This is a genomic window from Actinomycetospora sp., from assembly GCF_055612215.1.
This window is the reverse complement of record NZ_JBVPVA010001157.1, coordinates 1-1,619: the sequence shown is the minus strand read 5'-3', so window position 1 is coordinate 1,619 and position 1,619 is coordinate 1. Positions and strand designations below refer to the sequence as shown.

3 protein-coding genes are annotated in these 1,619 nt (G+C 74.1%); all 3 read left to right on the top strand.

Going from position 1 to position 1,619, the window contains the following annotated elements; all coding sequences use genetic code 11:
* Nucleotides 1–343, top strand: a 343-nt coding sequence (locus AC0CYZ_RS31225; RefSeq protein ID WP_472222080.1) for a DNA-directed RNA polymerase subunit alpha C-terminal domain-containing protein, incomplete at its 5' end; no start/stop codon positions are given.
* Nucleotides 344–442: 99 nt separating this feature from the next.
* Nucleotides 443–1,147, top strand: coding sequence for a 50S ribosomal protein L17 (rplQ, locus tag AC0CYZ_RS31220; protein WP_472222078.1), 705 nt, complete (start codon nucleotides 443–445; stop codon nucleotides 1,145–1,147).
* A 59-nt stretch (nucleotides 1,148–1,206) separates the two neighbouring features.
* Nucleotides 1,207–1,619: tRNA pseudouridine synthase A (locus AC0CYZ_RS31215; RefSeq protein ID WP_472222076.1), on the top strand; the 413-nt coding region annotated here is incomplete at its 3' end.

Below are 1,619 nucleotides of genomic sequence, written 5' to 3'. Positions count from 1 at the left end.
GATCGCCGCGTTCGCGATGCCCATCGAGGACCTCGACCTCACGGTCCGGTCCTACAACTGCCTCAAGCGGGAGGGCATCCACACGGTCGGCGAGCTCGTCGGCCGGTCGGAGGCCGACCTGCTGGACATCCGCAACTTCGGCGCGAAGTCCATCGACGAGGTCAAGATGAAGCTCGCGGGCCTGGGGCTGGCCCTCAAGGACAGCCCGCCCGGGTTCGACCCGAGCGCCGCGGCCGCCGACTACCCGTCCGAGGGCTACGAGTCCTACGGCGACGGCGGCGGGTTCGGTTCCTTCGGGACCGACGACGGCGGCCAGGACTTCGCCGAGACCGAGCAGCTCTAGCTGCTCGTGCAGGTCTGACACCACCCACTCTGACGTGCTGCCCCCGGCCGGCCCGTACCCGGGCCGGCCGGAAAGGCGTCACGAGACCAGGAGCGAGACATGCCCACGCCCACCAAGGGCCCCCGCCTCGGCGGATCCCCCGCGCACCAGAAGCTGATGCTGGCCAACCTGGCCACGTCGCTCTTCACGCACGGGCGCATCCACACCACGCGGGCCAAGGCCGAGCGCCTGCGCCCGTACGCCGAGCGCCTCATCACGAAGGCGAAGAAGGGCGACCTGCACAATCGCCGCGAGATCTCCCAGCAGATCCGCGACAAGGACGTCGTGCACCGCCTGATGGCCGAGATCGGTCCGTTCTTCGCCGACCGGCCCGGCGGCTACACCCGGATCATCAAGACGCTGCCGCGCAAGGGCGACAACGCCCCGATGGCCATCATCGAGCTGGTCAACGAGAAGCTGGCGTCCACCGAGGCGTCGGCGGCCACCCGGTCGGCGGCCAACCGTGAGGTCGGCGGCCCGGCCGGCGGTGCCGCGGCCACGGCCGCGACGATCGCTGCGGCGGAGTCGTCGGAGTCCTCGGAGACGTCGGGGTCCTCCGACGTCGAGGACACCCCCTCCGACCTCGCCCCGTCCGACGACGCGACCGAGGCCGCCGAGGCCGAGCAGGCCGTGGGCACGGACACCGAGCCGGAGGTCCCCGAGGCCGAGGCCGCCGCGGAGACCGAGGTCCCCGAGGCGATGGCGGAGGAGTCCGAGTCGAGCGCCGGTCTCGGGACCGACGACGACGCCGAGGGCACGTCCTGACCGGACCGACCCCCGAGCACGACCCCGGGCCCGCCGTCGACCACGACGGCGGGCCCGCGGTGTCTGCGGAGGCGGGTGACCCGGGGGCGTCTCCGACGCGGCTGCGGTTCGACCTCGCCTACGACGGCACCGACTTCGCCGGGTGGGCCCGCCAGCCCGGCCTGCGCACCGTGCAGGGGGTGCTCGAGGAGACCCTCTCGACGCTGGCGCGCGGCCCCGTCGCGCTGACCGTCGCCGGGCGCACCGACGCGGGCGTGCACGCGGACGCGCAGGTCGCCCACGCCGACGTGCCCTCGGCAGGCACCGCGCTGCTCGACGACGGCGCCGTGCCCGACGGCCTGGTCCGCCGGCTCGCCCGGATGCTCCCGCCCGACGTCCGGGTCCACGCCGTGACCGTCGCCGCCGACGGGTTCGACGCGCGCTTCTCCGCGATCCGCCGCCACTACGCCTACCGCGTGTGCACCGCCCCGTC

Coding starts and splice junctions, on each gene's coding strand:
- rplQ (WP_472222078.1), top strand. CDS start 443: ATGCCCACGCCCACCAAGGGCCCCCGCCTCGGCGGATCCCCCGCGCAC.